Source organism: Occallatibacter sp., from assembly GCF_036502485.1.
Lineage (GTDB): Bacteria > Acidobacteriota > Terriglobia > Terriglobales > Acidobacteriaceae > Telmatobacter.
This window is the reverse complement of record NZ_DASXYM010000159.1, coordinates 15,117-36,999: the sequence shown is the minus strand read 5'-3', so window position 1 is coordinate 36,999 and position 21,883 is coordinate 15,117. Positions and strand designations below refer to the sequence as shown.

Annotated in this window: 18 protein-coding genes; 8 read left to right on the top strand and 10 right to left on the bottom strand. The window is 62.5% G+C overall.

Features of this window, described 5'->3' with window-relative positions:
- Window positions 1-295 precede the first annotated feature (295 nt).
- Together VGL22_RS20215 and VGL22_RS20210 are read left to right on the top strand one after the other, a co-directional pair.
- Window positions 296-1,759 carry a phosphoglucomutase/phosphomannomutase family protein gene (locus VGL22_RS20215; RefSeq protein WP_465268769.1) on the top strand — a complete coding sequence of 488 codons (1,464 nt, stop codon included), beginning with the start codon at window positions 296-298 and terminating at the stop codon, window positions 1,757-1,759.
- Window positions 1,760-1,784: 25 nt separating this feature from the next.
- A complete protein-coding gene (locus VGL22_RS20210) occupies window positions 1,785-2,072 on the top strand; it encodes a Dabb family protein (protein WP_465268768.1) in 288 nt (95 codons plus the stop codon).
- 49 nt (window positions 2,073-2,121) lie between these two features.
- Here VGL22_RS20210 and VGL22_RS20205 read toward each other — a convergent pair whose 3' ends face one another.
- The gene (locus VGL22_RS20205; protein ID WP_465268767.1) at window positions 2,122-3,699 is read right to left on the bottom strand and encodes an FAD-dependent thymidylate synthase; all 1,578 of its coding nucleotides are present in this window, start codon (window positions 3,697-3,699) and stop codon (window positions 2,122-2,124) included.
- A 116-nt stretch (window positions 3,700-3,815) separates the two neighbouring features.
- Here VGL22_RS20205 and VGL22_RS20200 point away from each other — a divergent pair, with 116 nt between their 5' ends.
- Window positions 3,816-4,610, top strand: coding sequence for a YqjF family protein (locus tag VGL22_RS20200; protein ID WP_465268766.1), 795 nt, complete (start codon window positions 3,816-3,818; stop codon window positions 4,608-4,610).
- On the opposite strand, the gene VGL22_RS20195 is transcribed toward VGL22_RS20200, so the two are convergent.
- Both VGL22_RS20195 and VGL22_RS20190 read right to left on the bottom strand, forming a co-directional pair.
- Window positions 4,611-5,657, bottom strand: a complete 1,047-nt coding sequence (locus tag VGL22_RS20195; RefSeq protein ID WP_465268765.1) for a hypothetical protein — start codon at window positions 5,655-5,657, stop codon at window positions 4,611-4,613.
- Window positions 5,647-6,297: a PadR family transcriptional regulator gene (locus tag VGL22_RS20190; RefSeq protein ID WP_465268764.1), complete on the bottom strand. Its 651-nt coding sequence runs from the start codon at window positions 6,295-6,297 to the stop codon at window positions 5,647-5,649. Before VGL22_RS20190 ends, VGL22_RS20195 begins: the two co-directional genes overlap by 11 nt.
- A 225-nt stretch (window positions 6,298-6,522) precedes the next feature.
- Here VGL22_RS20190 and fabG point away from each other — a divergent pair, with 225 nt between their 5' ends.
- Complete coding sequence (gene fabG / locus VGL22_RS20185; RefSeq protein ID WP_465268763.1) at window positions 6,523-7,269, top strand: 3-oxoacyl-[acyl-carrier-protein] reductase; 747 nt, start codon at window positions 6,523-6,525, stop codon at window positions 7,267-7,269.
- A gap of 112 nt (window positions 7,270-7,381) precedes the next feature.
- Here the strand turns inward: fabG and VGL22_RS20180 are convergent, their stop codons facing one another.
- Together VGL22_RS20180 and VGL22_RS20175 are read right to left on the bottom strand one after the other, a co-directional pair.
- The gene (locus VGL22_RS20180; RefSeq protein WP_465268762.1) at window positions 7,382-8,182 is read right to left on the bottom strand and encodes a DUF5666 domain-containing protein; all 801 of its coding nucleotides are present in this window, start codon (window positions 8,180-8,182) and stop codon (window positions 7,382-7,384) included.
- A 91-nt stretch (window positions 8,183-8,273) separates the two neighbouring features.
- Entirely contained in the window at window positions 8,274-9,095 is an 822-nt protein-coding gene (locus VGL22_RS20175) for a tetratricopeptide repeat protein (RefSeq protein ID WP_465268761.1), read from the bottom strand.
- A 290-nt stretch (window positions 9,096-9,385) separates the two neighbouring features.
- Here VGL22_RS20175 and egtB point away from each other — a divergent pair, with 290 nt between their 5' ends.
- The 3 genes from egtB to VGL22_RS20160 all read left to right on the top strand — a co-directional run bounded on the left by egtB (window position 9,386) and on the right by VGL22_RS20160 (window position 13,060).
- Window positions 9,386-10,723, top strand: coding sequence for an ergothioneine biosynthesis protein EgtB (gene egtB, locus VGL22_RS20170; RefSeq protein ID WP_465268760.1), 1,338 nt, complete (start codon window positions 9,386-9,388; stop codon window positions 10,721-10,723).
- An 82-nt stretch (window positions 10,724-10,805) separates the two neighbouring features.
- The gene (gene egtD / locus VGL22_RS20165) at window positions 10,806-11,738 is read left to right on the top strand and encodes an L-histidine N(alpha)-methyltransferase (RefSeq protein WP_465268759.1); all 933 of its coding nucleotides are present in this window, start codon (window positions 10,806-10,808) and stop codon (window positions 11,736-11,738) included.
- Between the two features lie 77 nt (window positions 11,739-11,815).
- Entirely contained in the window at window positions 11,816-13,060 is a 1,245-nt protein-coding gene (locus tag VGL22_RS20160; protein WP_465268758.1) for a cytochrome c3 family protein, read from the top strand.
- A 36-nt stretch (window positions 13,061-13,096) separates the two neighbouring features.
- Here VGL22_RS20160 and VGL22_RS20155 read toward each other — a convergent pair whose 3' ends face one another.
- The 4 genes from VGL22_RS20155 to VGL22_RS20140 form a co-directional block, all read right to left on the bottom strand.
- Window positions 13,097-13,630, bottom strand: a complete 534-nt coding sequence (locus VGL22_RS20155) for a superoxide dismutase family protein (protein ID WP_465268757.1) — start codon at window positions 13,628-13,630, stop codon at window positions 13,097-13,099.
- A 281-nt stretch (window positions 13,631-13,911) separates the two neighbouring features.
- A complete protein-coding gene (locus VGL22_RS20150; RefSeq protein ID WP_465268756.1) occupies window positions 13,912-15,105 on the bottom strand; it encodes a zinc-dependent alcohol dehydrogenase in 1,194 nt (397 codons plus the stop codon).
- Between the two features lie 78 nt (window positions 15,106-15,183).
- On the bottom strand, window positions 15,184-15,951 hold the full coding sequence (locus tag VGL22_RS20145) for an SRPBCC family protein (RefSeq protein WP_465268755.1): 768 nt from the start codon (window positions 15,949-15,951) through the stop codon (window positions 15,184-15,186).
- Between the two features lie 474 nt (window positions 15,952-16,425).
- The gene (locus VGL22_RS20140; protein WP_465268754.1) at window positions 16,426-17,667 is read right to left on the bottom strand and encodes a glycoside hydrolase family 27 protein; all 1,242 of its coding nucleotides are present in this window, start codon (window positions 17,665-17,667) and stop codon (window positions 16,426-16,428) included.
- 149 nt (window positions 17,668-17,816) lie between these two features.
- Between VGL22_RS20140 and VGL22_RS20135 the strand changes: the two genes are divergently transcribed.
- A complete protein-coding gene (locus VGL22_RS20135) occupies window positions 17,817-19,628 on the top strand; it encodes an amidase (RefSeq protein WP_465268753.1) in 1,812 nt (603 codons plus the stop codon).
- A 4-nt stretch (window positions 19,629-19,632) separates the two neighbouring features.
- Here the strand turns inward: VGL22_RS20135 and VGL22_RS20130 are convergent, their stop codons facing one another.
- The gene (locus tag VGL22_RS20130; RefSeq protein ID WP_465268752.1) at window positions 19,633-21,663 is read right to left on the bottom strand and encodes a M13 family metallopeptidase; all 2,031 of its coding nucleotides are present in this window, start codon (window positions 21,661-21,663) and stop codon (window positions 19,633-19,635) included.
- Between the last annotated feature and the right edge of the window lie 220 nt (window positions 21,664-21,883).

Below are 21,883 nucleotides of genomic sequence, written 5' to 3'. Positions count from 1 at the left end.
TTTACCTGGTGCGGTTTCATTACATTCCGCCGAATAAGGTCCACGGCAAGAGCAGATTCCCTGCGGGAATGACAGAAAGAAAAGCAAAGGCAAAAGCAGGTTCTTCCCCTTCGCGGCGCTCAGGGCCAGAAATGGCAAAGTTTGGCGGGTAGCAGGTCGGCGTTGCTTCGCGACGTAGCAGGTTAGCGAGTTAGCGGAACCCGGCTAACCGGAATAGATCGACAACCGAAGCAATTCCAGGGGCGGCCGGCGCCATTCTTTAGACTGGTGATTGCGAAGGAGCACGACCTCCCCCATGTCTCATCCCCAGATCAAGTTCGGCACCGACGGGTGGCGCGGTGTTATCGCGGACGACTTCACGTTTGCCAATGTGCGGACGGCGGCGGAGGCGATTGCCGCGTATATTCACGCCAAGGAAGATCCGCAGAAGGGGATCTGCATTGCGTATGACACGCGCTTTGGGTCGAAGGCTTTTGCGAGGGTGTGCGCGGAGGTGGCCGGGGCGAGCGGGATTCCCGTGCTGCTGGCAAAGGGAGTGACGCCTACCCCGGCGCTGAGCTATGGGGTGCGGCAGCAGGGCGCGGCGGGCGGTATTGTGATCACCTCGTCGCACAATCCTCCGCAGTGGAACGGGGTGAAGTACAAGGCGTGGTATGGCGGCGCCGGGAAGCCTTCGATCATGAACGAGATCGAGGGCCTGCTGGGGCAGAAGGCGCCGCGGGCGGGGCGGCCGGCGGAGGTTCGCGAGTTTGATTTTCTGCCGGAGTACCTGGCGGCGATCGAGAGGTTTGTGGATCTGGATCTGATTGCGAAGTCGGGGATGAAGTTCGGGATCGACTCGATGTATGGAGCGGGCGGGACGATTCTTTCGGACATCTTCACGCGCATTGGGGTGGAGCACGTTCAGATTCGCGGGGAGGCCGATCCGCTGTTTGGCGGCATCAACCCGGAACCGATCGAGCCGCATATCCGGGGGCTGGGCGCGGCGGTGGTGGCGCACGGGTGCGATTCAGGGCTGTGTACGGACGGCGACGCGGACAGGATTGGCGCGGTGGACGAGCACGGGAGCTTTGTCGATGCGCACAAGATCTTTTCGATCCTGCTGAGCTGGGTGCTGCGGCGGAAGGGATGGCCAGGTGCGGTGACGCGCGCGGTGAACACGACGAAGATGCTGGACCGCATTTGCGCGAAGTATGGGCGCGAGCTGATCGAGCACGGAATCGGGTTCAAGTATGTGTGCGACCTGATGCTGGAGCGGGAGATTCTGATGGGCGGAGAAGAGGCCGGCGGGATCGGATTTCAGCGGCACCTGCCGGAGCGGGATGGCTTGCTGAATGCGCTGCTGCTGGCGAACGTGATGGCTGAGGAGCGCAAGACTTTGGGGCAGTTGGTGGAGGATCTGCAGCGGGAGTATGGGGAACATCATTACGGGCGGATCGACCTGCATATTCCCAACGAGACGAAGCAGGCGGCGCTGGTGCGGGCCAGGGCGCTCAAGGCGGACGATGCGGGATTCGATGGGATGAGGATCCTGCGGCAGGAGACGAAGGACGGGATCAAGTTTTTTCTCGACAATCCGGAGGCGGCGAGCAAGGCGAACGCGGCGGAGACGTGGATTTTGCTGCGGGCCAGCGGGACGGAGCCGCTGCTGCGGATTTACACGGAATCGACATCGAAGGAGAAGGTGCAGCGGCTGCTGGAGTCGGCGCGGGAGTTTGCTTTATCGAGCGCGCTTTCCGGTGAAGGTGTATCGGCGTAGGATCGAAGCCCACAGGAGATTCCCCATGTTCATTCATATCTTCGGGTTCAGGTGGAGGCCGGCGGCGACCGAGGAAGACAAGGCTCGCACGCGCAAGGACATCCTGGCTTTCCGGAACGTGATTCCGGGGCTGGTGGCGGTGAATGTGGGCCGGAACCTGTCAGAGCGGGCGCAGGGATATGAGTTCTGCGGGCTGATGACGTTCACCAGCAAGGAGGCGTTTGACGGCTACTTCAGCCACCCGGCGCATCTGGCGCTGCTGGAGTGGCTGGTGCCGCTGATTGATCCGGTGGAGCTGGATTTCGAAGGGTGAGTCTGACTGCCGGTAGTGCCGGCCTGGACCTGCCGCCGCGGACGTAGCTTTAGCGCTGCAACAGGTCGATTGGCTTGTCGAAGTCGGTTACACGGATGTGCTTCGCCAAGGAGGGATGTTGCCGCTCCATGGCTTTGTACATTTCCCACGCGACGCGCCGGTAACTGAAGTGGCCGGCTGGGGCTGAGCGCAACTCGCTGATGTATTGCGCCTCGGCAAAATCCATCTTGAAGAGGCAGCGCACCCTGGTTGCGAGGGGGTAGGCGTAGATGGCGGATTGGGCCGCCTCCGGGGCCGTGCCCTGGGCAATGCGAGCGGCGGCGGCATGCGCGCCCTCCACTGTGTGCTGATAGTCCGCGAGAATGCCAGCTTCTACCAGCCCTGCCGCATCGCCCGACTCCGGGGTGTCATATCCGTGTACGGCGGTGAAACCTTGCTGGATCTGAGTTACGCGACGATGGCGGTGCATGTCGCGGAAGCCGCCGATATCCATCAGGATGTCGAAGCGCAGGGCAGCGCCGGCGTGAAATGCACGCAGCGCCTCGTCATGCCGGCCGCGCTTGCGGAGGCCCAGCTCGATGAACTCTGCGACTCTCGCCTCGGGGAGGCCAGCGACGAGGTCGCGCACCTGCCGGTAGGGGTAGTGGCTTGCCCAGTAGAGCAGCGTGGCGGCCAGTTCCACCTCAAGGGTTTCGGTGCGTTCGACGAGGTCCACCACGGGAGCGGCGTCGATCCTGATGCCGGCAAAGAGCTCGGCTGCTGCCTGCTCGAGCGCCTGGCGGGTTTCTGTCAGGTAGAGATTCGGCTCGGCATACTTTACCAGGGTGGGCGCGGTTCGGACTTCGCGCGCGAGCAGCGCCTCGGCCCGCTCGCCCAGCGCCGCGTCCGCCCCGGCAATCTCCTTCACCAGCGCCAAGCCTGCCTGCGCATTTACATTCCATGCCGGGCCGGTGGCCGCGTCCTTGAGCCTGCGTCCCAGCTCGCGGATTTCCGCAATGGGGTGGGATAGCAGCCGCGACACCTGCGTTTCGAGAGTGCGCGCGTTCACAATCTGCCCGAGGGAGGTGTTGGTGGCCAGGGGCAGGAGATAGCGGGCCACGTCGAACGCCCTCGCCTTGAGGGTGCGTTCATAGGCTTCCGGTTTCATCTCTTCCGGCCGGGTGACGCGTTCGCGCAAGGCACCGAGGACCGCCGCCGTCGTGTTCTGATAGGCAGTAAACAGGCCTTCGACGGTCTGAAGATAGACCTGGCGCGACTCGGCGTCCGCGCCGAAGTCAGGAAGATACCATCCCGACTTGATGAAGTTCTGGTAGCGGGTTGAGCGCTCCTGCCCATCCCAGCGCTGCTCGTCCACGAGCACGATGGCCGCCAGCAGACTTAGCCGTTCCACCGCGAAGGCGATGTGCGCGAGGTCGGCGATGGAGCGGTGGCCATATTGGAAATAAAAGGTATTCAGGAACTGCTCGGCACGCTGGGCGCTGATCTCGGCGAGCGACTCGCGCATGGACAGCGCCGAGCGCGAATATTTGGCCATGGCGTAAGCAAGCACTTCCGGATCGGCCCCGTGGACCGCATAGACATCTGTCTGGTTATGGGCGCCGGCAGGCAGCAAAGATTCACTGGACATAAGGATGGACTCGCGACCAGAATACGGCATGCCTCTGTGCCTTGGCGCGGGCGAGCACAGGGTAGTACCCTCTTGGTAGCGCATCCGGAGATCTTGGGGCCATGCGGGAATTCCAAGTGAGAACGTCGCACAGGCCGCGGCCGCTGCCCTCGGGGCGGTGGGTCATGACCCAGCGCTGGAACGATCTGCTATTTGCGCACTGGCCTGTTCCCGCCTCGGCGCTTTCTTCTCACATTCCAGATGGGCTCCAGATCGACACGTTTCAGGGTTGGGCGTGGCTGGGCGTGGTTCCGTTCTGGATGGACCGCGTCAAGTTTCGTGGAATTCCGCAGATTCCTGGGACCAGCAGTTTCCCTGAACTCAACCTGCGCACCTATGTCCGCGACCCGCATGGCGGTACGCCCGGCGTCTACTTTCTCTCGCTGGATGCCGCCAAGCTGATGGCGGTGCTGTTTGCCCGCACCTTCTACAACCTGCCCTATTACTGGGCGGATATGCATATCGAGGAGCGGCGTGAACGGGAATTCTGGTTCGCCAGCCGGCGCCGTCTGTCACGGCAACCGGTGATGTTTGCAGCGCGCTATCGCGGACTGGGGCCCACCCGCAGGCTGGCCGAGAGCCATCCGGGATCGCTTGAATATTTCCTGACGGAGCGCTACTGCCTGTTCAGCCGCGATCGCGAGGGGAACCCGATGCGGGCCAATATCCACCATGTGCCCTGGCCGCTTGAAGAGGCTGAGGCCGACATTGAGCGCAATGACCTAGCCGATGCTCTTGGCATCCGCCTGCCCAATGAGCCGCCGGTGCTGCACTATTGCCGGAGACTCGCGGTGTATGTCTGGGAGCTTGAGGCGGTTCGTGCCGCGCGGGCCCGGCGCCGCATTCCTGCGGCCGCTGTGCCGTCTACCTGATCAGCCGGCGGTAACCTCTGAGTTGCGGCGCCGCATCCCCTTTGTTCCCAGCCAGGCAAACAGGGCCAGAGCAGCCAGGTCGAAGAACACCTTGCCGGTGATGTCGATGCGTGGCCAGCTGGCGATGGTGTAGTACGGCATGGCCTGGCAGGCGAGGGTTGCGCCCCAGCACGCTGCAAACCGGTGCCCATCGGTGAAAGCCTTGCGGCCTGCCCAGCGGGTGAAGAGGGTGAGCGCCACGAGGGCCCAGGCCGATCCGGCGAGAAGCTCCTGGGCGGGCGTGCCCCAGGGTTTGGGGACGAAGATCTGCCCGATCAATTCAAACCAGGCGGCACCCAGGACGAACGCGATCACGCCGGTCAACCACGCTGGTGCGGCACCGCCTTTGGCAACGGGCTGCCCGAGGTTGCGCAGAAGATAAGCGAGACCGATCAGGGCGGCGATCGCCGCGAGGCCTGCGACAAGATACCCGATGGGCGGCTGATACGGCGCGGCGCCCAGGCGCGGGCGGGCCTGCCGCACCCAGCCATACCACGCGATGCGACAGCCAAAGAGAAACACAACCGAGCTTACGATCCAGCCGCGGAGACGCAGCCAGGGCAGTTCGCGGCGGCCCGGGAAGATCAGTTCCGTCACCTGAACGGGGATCACCACTACCCACACGCTCTCGAATCCCAGCATGAAGAGGAGGTAGACCAGGTTGATGCCGGCCATGCGGCCGAAGCCGGCGTGTGAACCGGGGAAGGGTAGTGGCGCAATGGACGTCTGCTGGATCAGGAACTCTTCCGCGATCGAGAGTGCCAGGCCCAGCAGCAGCAGGCTGAGGGCGCCCGCCCGCCACCGCCGCACCAGCTCGCGGCACAAGAGGGCGCCGACGCCCCACACCATCATCTCGGGAATGAGCACGAAGAGGATGCTGGTCCGCGTGGACCCGCTCAGGACCTCGGCGATGACGGGGGACAGAAAGACGAGGGTCCAGATGGAACCGGCGAAACGCTGCCGGGTTCCTGTGGCCGGTGTTTTGCCGGTGGAGATTTCAACGCTCATGGATGGCCTTTTCTGACTTGGATTTCGGTTCGCCTCTTGTGAGGTCTACCCGCGCGTCGGCCAGAACCTGCTCGACTTCCCAGGTGAGGCGGGCAGTGCGGAGGTCTTCCTCCAGGCCTCGTACCCACATGAGCTCGGCCTGCAGCATGGCGACCAGGTATTCGCTCTCGATCAGGTGAATGCGGGGAAGAAGGGTGGCGGCTCCGGCAAGCCCGGCGGTCTGCGCCGCGATTTGGGCTTCAAGGACCCGAGCCCGCTCAGCAAGCTTTTCAGCGGCCTCATGAGGCGGGAGGTAGACGAGGAAGCTCATGGAAGCCATGAACTCCGACGATTCCCTCCGCGGGTCAGCCACCATGCGCCGCAGCGTTCCCACGAGCGCCTGTCTGCCGGCGTCTGTGAGGCGATAGGTCGTACGTTCAGGACGGCGGCCGTTGCGACTGGTGGCTTCGACGGCAATGAGGTCGATCTTCAGCAGCCGCGCGATGGCGTGATAGAGGGACCCATGCTTCAGGGCGAGGATCTCGGCTTTGTGCCTGATCCGCAGAAGGGTCTGCATCTGGTATGGGTGCATCGGCTGCTCCCGCAGCAGGGCGAGGACCGCGAGTTCCCAGATTCCGAGGTTAGTCTCCATATAATTCATATGAACTATATCATAGGAACTATTTGTTGCATTACTTTCTTCCTCAGGCGATCTGAGCCACGAACCGGCACTCCTTCGCTGCTTCCGATTCGCGGGAAGCCCATCGGCGTTCACGACGTCGGAATGACGACCGGAAGCCGCAGTTAGCCGTACCGCAGGTGCCTATAATGACCTTTGGAATGTGCGGCCGCCACGCAGCCGGCGGGCGCAGGAGAGTGAAGGACGATGGCCAATCTGCAGGGAAGGATCGCGCTGGTGACGGGCGCTTCACAGGGAATCGGACGGGCATGCGCGCTGGAACTGGCGCGGCAAGGCGCGACGGTGGCGCTGGCGGCGCGCAATGAGCAGAAGCTAGCGGAAGTTGCGGCAGAGATCGAAGCGGCGGGCGGAGAGGCTGCGGCATTCGCGCTGGACGTGGCCAGTGAAGACTCGATCAAGAGCGGCGCCAAGGCTGTGCTCGACAAGTACGGCAAGGTGGAGATCCTGGTGAACAATGCAGGCATCACCCGCGACGACCTGGCGATGAAGATGAAGCGAGCTGACTGGGATGAGGTAATCGCCACGAATCTGACGGGCGCCTTCCTGTTGACCCAGGCCATTCTGCGCCCGCTGCTCAAGAACCGCTGGGGGCGGATCATCAACATTACCAGCGTGGTGGGCCGCACCGGGCAGGCCGGACAGGCCAACTACGCCGCCTCAAAGGCGGGCATGATCGGGATGACCAAGTCACTCGCCCGTGAACTGGCTTCGCGCGGCATCACGGTGAACGCTGTCGCTCCGGGCTACATCGAGACGGCCATGACCCATGTGCTCAGCGAGGAGCTGCGCAACCAGATGCTGGCTTCGATCCCGCTGGGCCGCGCGGGCAGCGATCAGGACATCGCCGGCTCGGTGGCGTTCCTTGCCTCGGATGCCGCCGCGTACATCACCGGTCACGTTCTGGACGTGAATGGCGGCATGTTTATGGGATAGGGGCGAGGGAAACGAGGGAAAGAGGGAAAGAGGGAAACGAGGGAAAGAGGGAAACGAGGGAAACAGGGAAAGAGGGATCGGTTTCGCTGTTTCTCCTCTTTCTCTGTTCTGGCTACTGTGGCGGCGGGGATTGGCGGGGCGTGGAGCCGCCCTGGCCGGGCTGCATCATCACTGCGACCGAGTTTGCGAGGAACTGGCCGTCCTTCACGGAACCTTCCACGCGGACACTCTCCCCCACCTGCACGTCGGCGAGGGTAATGGGTTCGCGGCGGCGGCGGAAGGTGGTGTTCTCATCTACCACAAACGTATGCGCGGCGTGATCCATGCCGCCTTCAAGCGTCACCCTGGTGTCGTTCACCGCAGTCACGCGGCCCATGAGCCAGGTTTTGCCGTAGTTGGCCTCCATCTCGTGCATCTGCCGGGCGCGTTCCGGATCGACGAGCATCACGCCCACCGCACCCACGGTTTTCGCGTCCCGGTTGACTTCTCCGCCGGCCATGACGGTGTCGCCCACTTTGATGTCGGTAGCCTTGATGGGCGTGGGGGGACCGCCAAAGCCGGCACCGCGCTGGCTGTCTCCGCCATCGGCTTCTCCATTTCCGCGCGCCGGGCCACCGACGCCGCCGAGCCGAGGCGGCTGTTTCACAAAATGGGTGTTGGCGCTGTAGTTCACCGTCCAGGTTTCGCCCGTGGAGTTCTTCACCGTGAGGTGATCGGCGGCCAGCTCAGTGACGGTGCCCATCACGCCGGAACCGGCGCCCATGCCCATGCCGCGGCCGAATCCGCGGCCGCGCCCGTTTGCGGGGCTTCCCTGCTCAGCACCTGTACCAGGAGCAGGCGGCGCATCCTGCGCAAACGCCGCGGTACTCAATCCAATTGCCACCAGGAAAACAGCAAGCCTACGAAGTTGCATCGCTACCCCCGAATGAGCGCGAACGGCTCATTCAAAGGAATAGACGTGTTTGTGGGACGGGAAGACGAGGGCGGTGACTGCCTCTGCGTGATTATTGCCGCACGGGCGGCCGCGCGGAGTTGGGATCACCTGCGAGGAATACGCCTTGCGCCGCCATCATCTGCTGGAACTCGGGGTTGTCGTGCAGCGAAGCCAGCTCGGCGTCGGCCAGAATCTTCTTTGGGGTCGTAAATCCCTCGTTCAGGGCCATGCGCAGGTACTGGATAGCCTTCTCCGGCATTCCGGCCTTGAGGCACCCCTTTGCCATATAGAAGTTCATGGCGCCGCGATCCTGCAGGCTGCTGGGGTTCTCGACCCGGATGCTGCCATTGTGGCTGAAGACGTTGGAGTCGAGCACCAGGGCTTCCTGGTAGGCCTGCCATCCTTTTTTGTATTTGCGTTCCGCCAGCAGCGCAGTGCCCAGATTTTTGCGGAAGAGCGCAGACTTCGGCTCCAGCCTGACCGCCTTCCTATAGGTTTTTTCGGCGGTGGAGTAGAACTTCTGGGTCATATAAATGGAACCCATGTTGTTCCAGGCCACGGCGTTTTTCGGATCCTTTTTGAGGACGGCCTGATAGCACCTGGTGGCGTCGGCTGTATTGAACATGAGCTGATAAGCCACGCCCATTTTGTTCAGTGAAGTTGCAGATTGCGGGGTGGCCTGCCTGTATTCCTCAATTGCCGCCTGATAACGCTGGTGGGCCATGAGCGAGTCGCCCACCTGCTCATGGGTGGGCTGGAACGGCTGTGTCAGGCTCACGCCGGTCTCAGAAATTCCAGCCGTAGATTGCCCGAGCGCCGCCGCATTTGGCAGGAGGGCGGCGAGAACCGCCGTCCATGCTGCCGGTGCGAAACGATGATGATGACCCCTCATATTCCCTCCTTACTGCGAAGGAACTCGGCGCTCGTCAGTGCGGCGTGCGTCTGGTAATTGCTCATTAAACCACCAATTTCGATTCCGTTGCCACTTCATCTTCCAAACGGCATCCAAACGGTTTGAACTGGTCAAAATTCCGGCCAGGCTGGGGGGCCTGTGAACCCCAACCGTTGCACCCGGTTGCCGTGCCTGGTGTGCCGCCGGGCAGGCTCATTTTTCGCTTGCGACCGATGCAGGCGTAACTGCATCTTTCTGGAGTAAACTCTTGTGCACGAGGGAGCCGCAGGATGAGCACGACCACCCCCGCCAGGGCGCAATCGAACGTCCAACTGGCACTGGCTGAACGTTTTCGCGCGGTCCGGCGCTCCACCTTGCGGCTTGTCGAGCCGCTCACCGCGGAAGACATGATGGTGCAGTCGTGCGCTGAGGCGTCACCCGCGAAGTGGCATCTGGCGCACACCGGCTGGTTTTTCGAGTCGTTCGTGCTGCGGGAGTTCGTTCCCGGGTACCGGCCATTCCATCCGGATTTCGTGTGGCTGTTCAACAGCTATTACCAGACTTTCGCGGCTTTCCCGGAAAAGCGTCTGCGGTCCTCGTTTTCACGGCCTGGGATTGAGCAGATCTTCGAGTTCCGGGCGTATGTAGACGGGCACATCGAACGTCTGCTCGACTCGAATCCCGGTCCCGAAGTTCTCAAGCGGATCGAACTGGGCGTGAACCACGAGGAGCAGCATCAGGAATTGCTGCTGACCGACATGCTGCACGCGTTCTTCACCAATCCGCTGCGGCCGGCATACCGTGAGCTGGATGCGCCGGTCCGCGCCAACCCTTCGGCGGGTCCGATGCAGTTTCTGCGTTTTGAAGGGGGGCTGCTCGAGGCGGGGCACGCGGGCGAGACGTTCTGTTTTGACAACGAATTGCCTCGTCATCGCGTGTGGCTGGAGCCTTACGGCCTTGCCGAGCGCCTGGTGACATGCGGCGAGTATCTCGAGTTCATGGAAGACGGCGGCTATCGCCGCCCGGAGCTGTGGCTCAGCGATGGGTGGAACGCGGTGCAGTCCCGCAGCTACTCAGCCCCGCTTTACTGGTCGAGCGGCAGCGGCGAGTGGACGGTGTTTACGCTGCGCGGCGATATTCCGCTGGCGCAGATGAAGAACGCTCCGGTTAGCCAGATCAGCTTTTTCGAGGCGGACGCGTTTGCGCGCTGGGCGGGCCACCGGCTCCCCACTGAATTTGAGTGGGAGGCCGCCGCCGAAGGCCGTCTTCTGGCGGGAAATCTGCTGGATTCAGGCCGGCTCATGCCGATGCCGGCGAGCGAGCTGGCTGAAAATGGCTCGCAAACCGCCAGTGCGCTGGTTCCTGACGCACCTCTGCCGTTCAAGCGGCCGTGGCAGCTCTTTGGCGACTGCTGGCAGTGGACGTCGTCGGCTTATCTGGGCTACCCCGGATTTCGCCCCCTGGCCGGTTCACTGGGCGAGTATAACGGCAAATTCATGAGCGGGCAGATGGTCTTGCGGGGCGGATCGTGCGTGACGCCGGCCGCCCACATCCGCTCCAGCTATCGCAACTTCTTCGCGCCAGACACGCGATGGCAGTTTTCGGGAATCCGGCTCGCCAGCTGGTAACTCGCAGCAACCAAAGCCGCATCAAAGGGTGGGAATGACAACAATCTCTGCTCCTCTCAGCAGCTTGCAGCCCGATAAGCGAATGGCGGCAGTTGTCACCGAAGGACTGCTGTCACAACCCCGCTGGCTGCCAGCCTGGCTCTTCTATGACGCGGCCGGCTCCCGGCTTTTCGATCAGATCACGGACCTGCCTGAGTACTACCTCACCCGCACGGAGCGCGCCATCCTGACTTCTTGCGGGGACGAGATGATTGCTGCGGCTGCGCGGAACGACGCGCTGCACATCGTCGAGCTGGGCGCAGGGTCCTGCGACAAGACGCGCATCCTGCTGCGCGCAGCAGTCGAGCGGCAGGACACCCTGCTTTACGAGCCGGTTGATGTATCCGCCACGGCACTGGCAGAAGCCGAAGAACGGATTCAGGCTGAGATTCCGGGGGTGCTGGTCTGTCCACGTGTGGAGGACTACACGCACCAGTTCACGCTGGACCCTCCGTTGCATGGCCATCGGCGCATGGTGCTCTACATCGGCTCGAGCATCGGCAACTTCGAGCCAGCGGACGCCGCATCCGTGTTGAGAAACGTTCGCTCTGCCCTGACCAGCGGCGACTCGCTGCTGCTGGGCATTGACCTGGTGAAAGACGAAGGCACGCTCCTTGACGCCTACGACGACGGGGCGGGCGTGACGGCCGAGTTCAACCGCAACATCCTGGTGCGCCTCAACCGCGAGTTTGGCGCCAACTTCGATCTGGATGCATTTGTCCACCGCGCGGTGTGGAACGCATCGCAGTCGCGTATCGAGATGCATCTGGAGAGCCGGATCCTGCAGACCGTGCGTATCCCCAGTCTCGATCTGAACCTCTGCTTCCAGCCCGGCGAGACCATCCACACGGAGAACAGTTATAAGTACCAGCCCGGCCAGGCCGAAGCACTTCTGAAGTCAACGGGGTTTGAGAGCGAACATCTCTGGACGGACGATCGCGGCTGGTTTGCGGTGCATCTGGCGCGAGCCGTGTGAATGGGAGCCCGCGGCTGCGGCAGTTTACCTGTGCTTTACTGGATCCACTGGTTGTCATCCCCGCGGAGTAAGTCCAGATGCATGAGTCGCGGATTCGCTGTTGGGGTGTGCGGGCGCTCGCGGTCCTGCTGGGAGGCGCCGGCCTTTTGCTGTCGTCAACTCTCGCGGCGCAGCCATCCAGCCCTGCCGGGAAGGCGAGCTATGTTGGGTCTGAACGTTGCCAGAAGTGCCACCAGGAACTCTACGGTGGCTGGAAGCGGACGCGCATGGCAAACGTGGTGCGCGATCCCCGAGAGCATCCGGAGGCCGTGCTGGGCGACTTCAAGCATCCTGACCCGGTGCGGAGTTTTAGCCTTGACGATGTCGCCTTCGTTTACGGGAGCCGCTACAAGCAGAGATACTTCACCCGCAAAGGGAACGACTATTTCCCGCTCCCCGCACAATGGGATATCGCCGGGAAACGGTGGCTTCCGTACCACGTAGAGGCAGGCACCGACTGGTGGGTTCCCCACTACGGACCGACCAACTTCGATCGGCCCACGGGTCCGACCTGCGACGGCTGCCACTCTGTGAATTACAACGTGGAGACCCACACGGTGACGGAATGGAATGTGGGCTGCGAGAAGTGTCATGGTCCGGGCAGCGAGCACGTTGCGCACCCAACACGGAAGAACATTATCAATCCGGAGACGCTTGAATACGTGCGTGCCAACGATGTGTGCATGCAATGCCACACGCAGGGACGGCCGCTCCGTAATCCTGTGAGCGACCGCTGGTATGACTGGCCGGTGGGGTATGTAGCCGGTGAGCGGCTGGCCGACTACTGGGAGTTGGAAGAGCTCAAGCCCGGCGCAAGCAATTTCTACCAGTATCCCGACCTCACGGCGCACAAGAATCGCATGCAGGGCAACGACTTTGTGCAGAGCACGATGTATCACCGCGGGCTGCGCTGTTTCGACTGCCACCAGGTGCACAGCGACAAGATCGAATCGAACCTGAAACTGAAAGGCAATGAAGTCTGCCTGTTCTGCCACAACGATCAGAATCCGGCGGGTCTACGCGGCTCCGTAAGCCAGCACACCCACCATGCCGAGGGCAGCACGGGTAGCCAGTGCGTGGCCTGTCACATGCCCACCATCGAACAGACCATCAAAGACAACTTTGTAGCTGCGCACACGTTCCGATTCATCACACCGAAAGAGACTGAAGTGTCAGGCATCCCGAATCCCTGCACGTCCTGCCACCGCGACAAGAGCACGGCATGGGCAACAGAACAGCTCAAAGGGTGGAACACGGCATCGCCTTGGCGCATGGCGCAGTGAGCCTTGGCGCAGGTTGCAAGTGGGGCGGCCCGGCGCTTACTTCTCAATCACGCCGCACGCCACGCGGTCGCCGGAGTTCCCGGACGGGTCCGACTTCATGTCGTCCGCTTTGGCGTGGATCACGAGCGAAGTGCCGCCATCATGGAAGAGTGAGTTGGCGCCATCGCCAAGCGTCACGCCGCTGACCGTGAATGTTGCATAGCCGCTGCCGCCCTGGTCGACGGTGAGGTTTGCCAGGTCGCCCAGGTGCGGCTTGGGATCCTGCTCATTGTGAATGCCGTGATGGGCACTGGTGGGATTGAAGTGGCCGCCCGCCGTCTTGAAGTCCGGCGCTTCGCACTTGCCCACGGTGTGAATGTGGATGCCGTGCTCGCCGGGTGAAAGGTTCGAGACCTTCACCGAGATTTTGACGCCATCACCCGACGCTTTGATTTTGGCAGAGCCGACCTTCGTGCCCTGGCTGTTCATGATGTCGGCGTGGGCCGCCTTCGGGCCTGCGGCGCCGGCCGTGGTTGCGATGGCGGTGAAACAGAACAAGGCAGACAAGACGGTGAAAACACGAGAGCGCAAAGGGCTACCTCCTGAGGGGAGTCTTGAGACTCTGATCGGCTGGATGGTAGCACCTGCACCGCGGCCGGTCCAAGGCCAATCGCGGGGGTGCAGCGAAACAGTGAAGCAGCGAAGGAGTGAAACTGCGAAGGTAAGGTGCAGAGAGGCGCGAACAGGTGATGCCCGCATGGCTGATTCACTGGCTCTCTTTTCGCTGATTCGCTCCTGCGCTGCTTCTCTACTCCTCTGTTTCTCTGGTCTCGGTTCTACTTCTCTGTCTCTCTACTTCTCTCCTCATCGCCTCACGCGGCCATCGCCTGTTCCCACGGTTTGAGCACCACCTTGATGCACTGGTCCTGCTTGTCGCGGAAGGTCTTGTACATCTCCGGCGCCCTGTCGATGGGCACCTTGTGACTGATGACGAAGGACGGATCGATCTCGCCGGCCTGGACGCGATCAAGCAGCGGTTTCATGTAGCGCATCATGTGGGTCTGGCCGGTCTTCATAGTGATGGCCTTGTTCATGTAGGCCCCGAATGGAACCTTGTCGATGAAGCCCGCATACACGCCGGGTACCGACACGGTGCCGCCTTTCTTGCAGGCCAGAATGGCCTCACGCAGCGCGATAGGGCGGTCGAACTGTGTGCGCATGATCTGCTTGGCGCGATCGAACGCGTAGACCGCGCCGTGTCCCGAAGCCTCCATGCCTACGGCGTCCATGCAGGCGTCCGGGCCGCGGTTGCCGGTCATTTCGCGGAGGGCATCCAGCACGTCCACTTCGTTGAAGTTGAGAGTCTCGGCACCGCCCTTGCGCGCCAATTCCAGCCGTTCCGGGACGCAATCGATGGCGATGACCCGGCCGGCACCGAGCATGAAGCAACTGCGGATGGCGAATTGCGCTACCGGGCCGCACCCCCAAACCGCCACCGTGTCACCGGGGCGGATGTTGCAGTTCTCCGCGCCCATGTAGCCAGTGGGGAAGATGTCGGTGAGAAACACGACCTTCTCGTCGGGAAGCCCGTCGGGAATCTTCATGTGGGTCACGTCGGCGTAGGGCACGCGCGCGTATTGCGCCTGGCCGCCCGCATAACCACCCAGCATGTGGGTGTATCCAAACAGCCCCGAGGGCGAGTAGCCCATCATCTTCTCGGCAATCCAGGCGTTGGGGTTGGAGTTGTCACAGCAGGACCACAACCCATCGTGACAGGGCTGGCAGTTGCCGCACGCAATGGTGAACGGCACGACAATGCGATCGCCGACTTTGAGCTTGTCTTTGGAGATTCCAGGGCCTACCTCCACCACTTCGCCCATGAACTCGTGCCCCAGAATGTCGCCCTGCTCGAGCGTAGGCACAAACCCGTCATACAGGTGAAGGTCTGAGCCGCAGATGCATGTGCTCGTGATCCTCACAATTGCGTCGCGCGGATTCAGGATTCTGGGGTCAGGCACATCGTGCACCTGCATCTTTTCCTTGCCCATCCAGCAAACAGCTTTCATTGAGAACTCCTCTTCTAAATATGGCTCGGCTTACGTTGGCTCGAGAGTTGCAGGAATTGGCAGCTTTCGCGGCTGCCGTCAGGCGCTGCGGCGATAATCACCCGCGGCCTGCGGATCAGGGAGGTTGGCCGTCTCGCGGAACAGGAACTGTTCGCTGGCGCCGTGCATCCCGCGGGGCCCGTGGCTCTGCCCCAGGGTAGTGGGAACCTCGCCCGTCTCGAGGAGCGTCTTGAACCGCCGCACGTCTTCGCGCATCATGAACTCGGGATGCTTGCCCAGCATGGAAGCCAGGGCGCTCCCCGCTGCACCGCCGGGCGCCGAGTAGCGGACCTGGGCAGTGATATACGTTCCGCGTGCCAGTGGATCGGGCGTGAACTCGACGGACCCGCTGGTCTGCACCATGGACTGCGGCAGCGAGCGCCACGCAATGCGCTGATTCGGCTGATCCTCAGTGATCTCCGCCTGCCAGCGGACCTCCGCTTCCATCGGGCCCAGCGCCACCCACTCGGAACGAGTGTCGCCGAGGTTGCGAACCGACTTGATATGTCGCATGAAGCGCGGCAGCTTCTCGAAATCACGCCACAGGGTGTAGGCCTGCTCTGGCGTCGAGTTCAGCAGGAAGGTCGTGCGAGCATCGCTCTCCGTACTGCGGCGCGATGGCTTGACAGCGCGGAACGCGAGCACGCTGCCTGCGGCGGCCATGGCCGCTCCCGTTTTCGAGCGCTTCGTCAGCCCATAGGCGATAAGCGCCGCAGCCCCAATCAGCAGCCCCCTGGGCCCTAATCCATTCTGCCAACTGCGCTGGGAATCATTTCCGGATTGTGTTCGATCTATGTTTCGATTCATACCATTTGCTCCTTTTCGTCGTCGGGGCACGCGGGTTCGTCGGCGCCTGAGCCACACTTGGGCTGCATGCGCAAATCAGGTTGTTTTTGGGAGGACGTGACGGGTTCTACCCGCAGGTCGTGCTCACGCCCGGCACATGAAGTCGTTTACCGGCAGGATTTCCTGCACGAGCCGGGTTCGGATTGTTGGTAACAGCGAGCGGACGACATGACATGAGTTCGGTACCCGCGATTCGTTTTCTCGGGCAAGCAATCACCATGGATGGCTCGGGGCAGTTTTGAGTTGCCGAGGGATTCATGGGTTTTCCGCTGAAACTCGAGCGTGAAAAGGCCATGAATGCGCATCCGCTGACCGCGAAGAACTTGCGGGAACGCGTGCGGCGCGGCCGCTCCAACAGCATCTAGTCTGCTCAGAAAAAGAGGGAGCGGACTCGAAGTTCCGCTCCCCCAGGCCTGTACCCCTCTGCCTGTCGCTCTACCTGGCTGATCCAACCCTGAGCAGCAGGACATCGTGGCTCTTGATTTCGATGGGCATGTCGTTACGCAACTCCACATCTTTGCCCGTCCACAGGTCCCTGGCATGCATGGGCCCGTGCAGGCCCAGCTTTTGCAGGTTGAGGTGGAAGGGGTGGGTGGACACGCGGTCACTGCCGGCATTGACGATGGCGATGGCGCCGGCGCCCCCGGACAGATGTTTGAGCCACACGTCCACCTCGCCCTCGGAGTAAACGCGCGAGGCCTGTTTGCCCAGTTTGTCCTGGTTGAGCTCGATGACTTCCTTTTTGGTCAGAATATCCTTGATCTCCGGCTTCATATGCGGCAGGTCATTGCCCGCCAGCAGCGGCGCGTTCAACATGGCCCACATGGTGAAGTGGGTGCGGTTCTCGGCCAGGGACAGCTTACCGTTGCCCACTTCCAGCATGTCGGGATCGTTCCAGTGGCCCGGTCCGGCATACTTCTCAAGGCCGGCCTGCTGGCTGAGAATCGTATACATCGAGTTCCAGTTTGCCTCGATGTCGCCGGTCGTGCGCCAGGAATTTCCGCCCATGGCAGGCGCCCATTCCCACGGTGAGTCCCACCCGTACTGGCAGAGGGAGAGCACGATGGGGCGGCCCGTCGCCTGCAGCGCCTTTGCCATCTTGTCGTACGCCTGGTGCATCAGCCGCATCTGTGCGGCTTCATCATCGGGGGCCTGCTTGTGCATGACGTCGGGAATGAAGCTGCACAGGTCATACTTCAGGTAGTCCATGCCCCACTCGGCGTATGTCTTCGCGTCCTGTTCCTCATGGCCCAGGGAGCCTTCATAGCCGGCGCAGGTCTTGGTCCCGGGGCCGGAATAAATGCCGATTTTCAGGCCCTTTGAGTGCACATAGTCGGCCAGGGCCTTCATGTCAGGGAATTTGTCGTTCGCATGCAGCACGCCGTTCTCGTCGCGCTTGCCCTGCCAGGTGTCGTCGATGTTGACGTAGATATAGCCCGCGTCTTTCATGCCGGTGGAAACAATCTGGTCCGCCGAGTCGCGGATGTCTTTGTCTGTAACTCTTTCGGCGAAGTAGTTCCAGCTGTTCCAGCCCATGGGCGGAGTCAAGGCCACCTCGGGCTTGGGCGCCATGGCGTGCGCTTTCGCTACGTGCGTGGGGGCGGGTGTCTGCGCTGCGGCGGTCATCACTGCACCCAGCCCAAATACGGCCAGACAAAGGGAAGCGGAAATTCGCATGGGGGCTTTCTCCTGGAAACGATTTCAGTGGGCAATCCTAATGCTCCGGACTTGGATTCCGCAATGATGACAACGCGATCGTGAGCCCGGCACCTCTGCTTATAATCGCCTCACGGATTCTGCCGCATCCGTAGTTCGAAAGGACAAGAATGCCACCGTCTCGTCGCGCCTTCCTCGCATGCAGTTCGCTCGCTGCGGTTGCCGCCGCCCTTGATTCAGCGCTCCTCAAGGCGCAGGCCCCGCCCAGCCAGCAGCCCGCCACCCCTGGCGCGCCTCCGGCCTTTGGCACGGCTGCGGCGGTAGGCCCGGAGGTCTCTGCCGACGACTTCGCCCACGCTGAAAAGCTCGTCCAATTCGAGATGACCGGCGGCGAGCGCAACCAGGCGGCCAGCAATTGGCGGATGCAGATGGCCCCGCTTTACGAGCTGCGTACCGGCCCGCGCAAGCTCGAGATGCCGCAGTCTGTGGCGCCGGCAACGGTTTGGAATCCAATGCTGCCCGGGCTGAAGCTCCACGAGGGCGACAACACGTTTGTCCGCAGCGCCGCGCGTGGCAAGCCGCTCCCCGCCAACGAAGAAGAGATCGCTTTTGCGCCCGTCACGCAGCTCTCGCGCTGGATCGAATCGAAGGCCATCACCGCGGAGCGGCTCACGGAGATCTACCTCGCGCGCCTGCAGCGATTCAATCCCAGGCTGCGCTGCGTGATCACGCTGACGCGCGATCACGCTCTGGAACAGGCGCGCAAAGCCGATAAGGAGATCGCCGCGGGGCATTATCGCGGTCCGCTGCACGGGATTCCGTGGGGCGCCAAGGACCTGCTCGACACCGCCGGCATACCCACCACGTACGGCGCCGAGCCCTACCGCGACCGCATCCCGAAAGAAGACGCTGCGGTGACCGCACGCCTGAATGAAGCCGGGGCGGTGCTGGTGGCCAAGCTCTCGCTGGGCGCGCTGGCGCTGAACGACATCTGGTTCGGCGGGCAGACGATGAACCCCTGGGCTCCCGATGCGGAGGGCGCATCCGGCTCGAGCGCCGGGCCGGGCGCGGCTACCGCTGCCGGGCTGGTGGGCTTCGCGATCGGCAGTGAAACCGGCGGAAGCATCGTATCGCCTTCCATGCGTAACGGCGTCACCGGCCTGCGCCCCACCTACGGACGCGTGGCCCGTACGGGCGCCATGACGCTGTGCTGGTCACTCGACAAACTCGGCCCGATGACGCGCAGTGTGGAGGACGCCATGCTGATCCTCAATGCCATCTCCGGACCAGACGCCGGCGACGTGGCCAGCGTCCCGTCGACTCTCGGTTTCCGCGCCGGGGCGAGCGTGAAAGGCATGCGCGTAGGCTACTTTCCGCAATGGATGAAGGAGCCGCCGGCCACGGATGTGGACCGGGCGGCGCTCGAAACCGCCCGCAAGCTGGGCATGGAGGCGGTGGGAGTCTCGCTGCCGGACTGGCCTTACGACTCGCTGAACCTCATGCTTTTTGCGGAGGCCGCGGCAGCCTTCGACGATCTTGTGCTGGGCCACAAGCTCGACATGCTGAAGGCGCAGGTCCCCGATGCCTGGCCTAATGTTTTCCGCCAGTCGCGATTTCTGTCCGCCGTGGATTTTGTGCAGGCCGACCGCTTCCGCCGAAAGGTAGCCGAGGAGATGGCGCGGGTGATGGCGCAGGTCGACGTGCTGCTCGTGCCTTCCTTACGCGACGAGATGCTGGTGATCTCGAACAACACCGGCCACCCGTCGCTCACGCTGCGCGCGGGGTTTGTGGAAGTGAGCGAGGCGCGCAGTGACTGGGCGCCCGACCCCGCTCATCCGGTGGCGAAATTCGCGCCGCCGCGGCGTGTCCCGCACGGAATCACGCTGATCGGCCGCCTGTTCGACGAAGGCACGCTGGCCCAGGCGGGAATGGCTCTCGAGGGCGCCTTCAACGTGATGGGCGAACACCCGCCGGGATTTTAAGCGTTTACCAGACGACGCAGCGCTCCGCATCCGGCCGCACCAGCGCATCGCCCGGCTTGCAACTGAAGGCAGACGCAAAGGGCGGGAAGTTCGACATCGGGCCCAGGACGCGATACTTCGCCAGCGGGTGGGGATCGCCCTGGACCATCAGTTTTTGGGTCTCCGGGCGCGTCTCATCGCCGCGGAACTGGCCCCAGGCAATGAAGAACTGCTGATCGGGCGTGAAGCCGTCGATCTTGTCGCTCGCCTGCCCCTGGGCTGTCTTCTTGAATGCGAGGTAGGCGATCTTCAACCCCGCCAGATCGCCAATCGACTCGCCCAGCACCAGTTTTCCGTTGAGATGAATCTTGTCGGGACCGTCGATGGTGTAGCCGTCAAACTGCTTGGCCACGCAGGCAGTTTTGGCCTCGAACTTCTTCGAATCTTCAGGCGTCCACCAGTTGGCGAGGTGTCCGGTGGCATCGAACTGCGCGCCCTCATCGTCAAAGCCATGCGAAATTTCATGGCCGATGACGACGCCGATGGCTCCGTAGTTCACCGCATCGGTGTACTTCATGCTGAAGGCCGGCGGTTGCAGAATGCCGGCCGGAAACACGATCTCGTTCATCAGCGCGTTGTAGTAGGCGTTCGATGTGGGCGGGGTCATGCCCCAGCGCCCGCGGTCCACGGGCTTGTTGATGGTGGAATGGTTGTCCTTCACCTGGAATCGCGACGCGGCAATGAAGTTGGCAAAGTGGTCGTCGCGGCTGACGGAAATGGAGGAGTAGTCCTTCCACTTGTCGGGATAGCCGATCTTTACGGTGAAGTGGGCCAGCTTGTCGAGAGCCCTCTTCTTTGTCTCCGGCGTCATCCAGTCAACGCCTTCAATGGTGTCGTGCATCGCGGAGAGGATGTGGTCCACCATCGCTTTGGCGCGTTGCTTGGCCTCGGGCGGGAAGTAGCGCTTCGCATACTCCTGCCCCAGTGCTTCGCCGAGCATCTGGTCGGTCATTTCGGCGCAGCGCACGTCGCGCGGCTTGAGTTCGCCGACCCCGGCAAGCTGCTTCTGGTAAAAGCCGAACTGCGCATCCACGAACGGCTGCGAGAGCACGTTGGCCGCGTTGTTCAGCATCTGCCACTTGAGATAGGTCTTCCACGCTGCGATGGGCGTGGAAACGAGCTGGCGCTCAAACTCGGCCATGAACTCGGGCTCAGTGATGTTGATGACCCCGGGAGCAATGCCGGCGCTGTTGAGGTACGCTGTCCAGTCGAAGTGCGGCGTCATCTTCTGCAGGGCATCGAGATTGGCGATGTGATCGGTGGAGTGCGGATCGCGTAGCGCAACATTGTCGAGCGTAGCCTTTGCCAGCGCGGTTTCGAACTCCATCACGGACTGCGCCGCGGCTTTGGCCTCGGCATCCGGCGATCCGGCCAGGGTGAAGATCTTCTCTACATAAACCCGATACTGGGCGCGCGCATCGGCAAAACGCTGATCGGGCTTCAGGTAGTAATCGCGGTCCGGCAACCCGAGGCCGCCGGCGCCCACCTGGGCAATCACGTTCTCAGGATCGTGCGCGTTCTGGTTGCCGTAAAACACGAACGGCACCATGACGCCGATGGCATGCAGTTCCCGGATCTGCTTTTGCAATCCGGCGTTGTCGGCAACGCCATCGATTGCGGCAAGGTACGGTTTCAGGGGCGTGATCCCGGCTGCATCCACTGCTTTGGCGTTCATGCAGGCGGCGTAAAAGTCACCCGTGAGCTGGGCGGGCGAGCCCTTGGGCTGGCCCGGATTTGCGGAAAGCTCGTTCAGGATGTCGCGTAACTGATTCTTATTTTCTTCGCCAGCTTTCCAGCGGCGGCTCCAGCGGTCCATGGAGGCGGGGATAGGATTCTGCGCCCGCCAGGCGCCGTTCGAAAAATCGTAGAAGTCATTGCACGGCGCGGCCTTACGGTCCATATCGCCCAGCTCAATGCCCTGCAGAGATGTTGTTTGCGCCGCGGCCACGGCGGCCGCGCCGACAGCCACAAGAAGTAGCAGTCCCAAGCGATTCATCCACTTTCCCCCGACAGCTCGAAGCCATTGTCTCCGATCAGGCGGGGTTCTCACGTTGCGAATGTGACGGGACGCGCCTGGCGGGCTGCAAAGCGGATGGTGCCGCGAAGCTGGATCCACGATAGAATAGGGACGATGGCACTGCACCAGCCGGTCCCGGCGCTCCTCTAGCGGCCCCCGCCGCAACGTACTTCTGCGCCCTTTCCCGAGACATTTTGAA